Source organism: Nocardioides sp. NPDC023903, from assembly GCF_040639295.1.
Taxonomy (GTDB): domain Bacteria; phylum Actinomycetota; class Actinomycetes; order Propionibacteriales; family Nocardioidaceae; genus Nocardioides.
Genome location: NZ_JBEZZS010000116.1, coordinates 1 through 1,068, shown reverse-complemented (window position 1 = coordinate 1,068; position 1,068 = coordinate 1). Strand labels below are relative to the sequence as shown.

The window sequence follows — 1,068 nt, the reverse complement described above, 5'->3', positions numbered from 1 at the left end:
CTGATGGACGTGCGCATGCCCGGCATGGGCGGAGTCGAGGCAGCCGCCCTCTTGCGCGGCCGGGCGACTGTGTTGATGCTCACGACCTTCGACGACGACGGCTACATCGTCGCTGCCCTGCACGCGGGCGCATCCGGATATCTCCTCAAAGACCTGCCCGCCGCGGAACTCGCCCAGGCGATCCGCCTCGCGCACGCGGGCGTCGACCAGTACTCGGCCGCCGTCACCGCGCGTCTGGCCGCCATGGTCCGATCGCGCACGCCACGCCCCACCATCGAGCTCACCGACCGCGAAACCGAGGTCCTGCGCCTGCTCGCCACCGGCGCCGCCAACCGCGAGATCGCCCGGTCCCTCTACCTCAGCGAGGGCACGGTCAAGAACCACATCTCGAGCATCCTGAACCGCCTCGGCGTCCGTGACCGCACCCAAGCCGCCATCTACGCCCACGAACACGGCATTCTCTGAGAACCTGCGCCAGATCACGGACAGCGCGATGCGTCTCGATACCCTGACCACCGGGCTCGTCCAGCGCTGAGCCGTCGCACGGAAAATGCCTCGGCGGGCGTCGCGATCGCGAGGCCCGCCGAAGCGAATGTTTCAGTGCCCGAACATTGTCGGGCCCACGATCACCAGCCGCGCTCGGCCAGACGGTGCGGCTGCGGGATCTCTTCGACGTTGATGCCGACCATGGCCTCGCCCAGGCCGCGCGAGACCTTGGCCAGCACGTCCGGGTCGTCGTAGAAGGTGGTGGCCTTGACGATGGCGGCGGCGCGCTGTTCGGGGTTGCCGGACTTGAAGATGCCCGAGCCGACGAACACACCCTCGGCGCCGAGCTGCATCATCATGGCGGCGTCGGCGGGGGTGGCGATGCCACCGGCGGTGAACATGACGACCGGGAGCTTGCCGGTCTGCGCGACCTCACGGACCAGCTCGTACGGGGCCTGCAGTTCCTTGGCGGCCACGAACAGCTCGTCCTCGGACAGCGAGGTGAGCCGGCGGATCTCGCCGCGGATGGTGCGCATGTGGGTGGTCGCGTTGGACACGTCACCGGTGCCCGCCTCGCCCTTG

General features: G+C 69.1%; 1 protein-coding gene and 1 pseudogene. One reads left to right on the top strand and one right to left on the bottom strand.

The features are described 5' to 3' along the window. A partial coding sequence (locus AB0F44_RS30350; protein WP_357361103.1) for a response regulator transcription factor occupies nucleotides 1-465 on the top strand: 465 nt, incomplete at its 5' end. Between the two features lie 161 nt (nucleotides 466-626). Here AB0F44_RS30350 and AB0F44_RS30345 read toward each other — a convergent pair. After that, nucleotides 627-1,068: pseudogene (locus tag AB0F44_RS30345) on the bottom strand (pyridoxal 5'-phosphate synthase lyase subunit PdxS); the annotation flags it as partial.